Origin of the sequence: Kordia sp. (assembly GCF_045105435.1) — a bacterium.
Taxonomy (GTDB): domain Bacteria; phylum Bacteroidota; class Bacteroidia; order Flavobacteriales; family Flavobacteriaceae; genus Kordia.
On sequence record NZ_JBGCDL010000082.1, the window covers coordinates 1 to 2,562 of the forward strand.

General features: G+C 29.1%; 1 protein-coding gene, 4 tRNA genes and 1 pseudogene. All 6 read left to right on the forward strand.

The annotated features are described in order from the left end of the window. Nucleotides 1-217: pseudogene (locus AB8B65_RS03850) on the forward strand (SDR family NAD(P)-dependent oxidoreductase); the annotation flags it as partial. A 14-nt stretch (nt 218-231) separates the two neighbouring features. Further along, nucleotides 232-304: transfer RNA gene (locus tag AB8B65_RS03855), tRNA-Asp, on the forward strand. A gap of 18 nt (nt 305-322) precedes the next feature. Beyond that, nucleotides 323-398, forward strand: a tRNA-Cys gene (locus AB8B65_RS03860). A gap of 39 nt (nt 399-437) precedes the next feature. Continuing rightward, nucleotides 438-507 (forward strand) — tRNA-OTHER (locus AB8B65_RS03865). Nucleotides 508-522: 15 nt separating this feature from the next. After that, a tRNA-Asp gene (locus AB8B65_RS03870) sits at nt 523-595 on the forward strand. An 84-nt stretch (nt 596-679) separates the two neighbouring features. Next, nucleotides 680-2,401 carry a leucine-rich repeat domain-containing protein gene (locus AB8B65_RS03875; RefSeq protein ID WP_405299540.1) on the forward strand — a complete coding sequence of 574 codons (1,722 nt, stop codon included), beginning with the start codon at nt 680-682 and terminating at the stop codon, nt 2,399-2,401. Nucleotides 2,402-2,562 lie beyond the last annotated feature (161 nt).

Genomic DNA, 2,562 nt, shown 5'->3' on the forward strand with positions numbered 1-2,562 from the left:
AAAAGATCATATTTATATGAACGCCGTTGATGTTGGTTGGGTTTCTACAGGCGCGAATGAAACTTTACGTAAAAAACAATTTGAAAAAGGATACATTCCGCCACTCGACCCTGTTGATGGCGCTTCAAGAATCGTGCATCCTATCTATGAAAATGAAAAAAACAATACTATATTTACAGGAAAGTTATTAAAGAACTATTGTATTGTAGATTGGTAAAATAAAGAAAAAACACAGCAGTAGTTCAACTGGAAGAATACATGCCTGTCACGCATGGGGTTGCGAGTTCGAATCTCGTCTGCTGTACAATAAAATATAAAAGATGTGGCAGTAGTTCAAGATAATTGGAAGAATATCGTCAACAAAACGAAGGTTGCGGGTTCGAGTCCCGTCTGCTACACTTTTTATAATAATAAGAATAAGAAATTTTGATACGCAGAGATTGATGGTTTAATGGAAGAATACCGGGCTCATATCTGGAGGTGCGAGTTCAAATCTCGCTCAATCTTTGTTATACAATGGCAATAGTAGTAGCTCAATTGGAAGAGTACATGCCTATCACGCATGAGGTCGCGGGTTCGAATCTCGCCTACTGTTGCCTATTTAGATTTCACAATCTTCTACTGCGCAATATAAATGCGTAGCTTTACTTGAGATTTGTATTGATAAACAAAAAATGTTATGAAATCTATTGAACAACGCATACAAGAATTAGCGACTTCTTTAAAAATTGAAGTAGATATAGATCATTTTATTGAGCATAGACAAAATGATAATGGAGAAGACTCTGTCTATGTATTTGACCCGTATAATATGCACTTTCCATATATGAATGGAGATTTTAGCTTTTTAAAGAACTACAAAAAGTTAATTAGTCTAAAGATTGATGTAGATCAGGAAATAAATATTGCTTCATTAAAAGATTGCACGCTACTAGAATACCTCAATATAAATTTTCAAGAAGACTTCACAAATAAAATTAATTTCAATGGTGATTATAGTTTTCCTAATGTGAAAAATTTAAGCACTGGATCTGCAATAATTGAAAGTAATAATTCGCTTTCTTTTCTGAAAAAATTCCCGAATCTTGAGCATCTTGAAATAGATTTACAAAACATTACCGATATAGTTGATTTAGGTAAATTATCTAAGCTTACATCACTTTCATTACATCAAGGAACATTTTCTTCTATAGATATCATTTCCAAACTCACACATTTAGAACAATTATATCTGAATTCAAAAAACATTACAGACATTAGTCCATTAAAGAAATGGACAAAACTCAAACATCTTTCCTTACATGGATGTAATTTTAGTGACATTAGTGTACTCTCTAATTTTAAAGACCTTAAAACACTATCATTAAAGTCTAATAAAATACACGATATTAATATCCTAAGAAATTTATCAACTTTAAAAACCATAGACTTAAGCAATAATGCCGTAAAGTCTATTGATTCAATAACGGAACTTCCGAATCTTGACAACATAAATTTTAGCAATAATGAGATTACAGAGATTCCACTGTTTAAAAATTCGAAAATAGTTCATGCGTATTTCGCTAACAACTCAATTTCTTCTATAGAAAATCTAACAACAATTAATAGTTTGCAATACTTAGATGTTACCGATAATCATATTAAAAAAATCATACAATTGCCTAAAAACCTTGTGCAACTTCATGCAAATAATAATCAGACAGAAGAATTACAAGCTGGTAATCATCAACATTTGACAAGTATTCATTGTGAAAATCATTCAATTAAAAAACCTAAGCATCTTTCTATAAACACTCAGGTTTTGTCATATATAAATCTAAAACAAAAAAGTCCTTCTTCTCGTTTCTTGGGAGAATATTATAAAAAGGATGGTGAGATAAATAAAAAAATATGTTATCATCTATTTAAAACACAAGAGGATTATCTTTTTAAAGACATATTTTTTGATATGTCTAATAAAACCTATGAAAAATTATATGTGAAAATTTCTTGTAAAAATATTTGGGATTTTTTACTTAATGAAACATCTCAAACTTTTGAAAATTTATCTAAGCATATTGATACTTTTATAGAAACCAAAGAAGAAAGTAATCGTATATACTATCTTGTGGACAATAAAGAAATATTAGAATACACCTCAGATTTAATTGCTTTTAAAATAAATAATGCTAAAGTTTCTGAGGAAGAAAAACAAAAACTTAACTATAAACTCTTATACAAAGTATATCCTACTACAACTGAAAAACAAGAAAATACAATCAGTTATTCTAAAATAGATGATACTAAAAACTCTAAGAATAATCGTTTTATAAATAATATTGAACTCTTTTTTTGGATTCTAGGTATCGTATCCTTTTTTATGATACTAATAACACTCTTAAAAATATTTTTATTTAGATAAAAAGTATTAGAATTAATATAAATAACCTCTCAAATTTGGAAGAAACCCTATAAATATTACATATTTGCCACAATAATGACAAAAATTTATTTACATATTGCCTCTTCTTGCCTGAGAAGTCAAGACAAAAATCGCGGAATGGTTGAACCATTTTGGCGAAA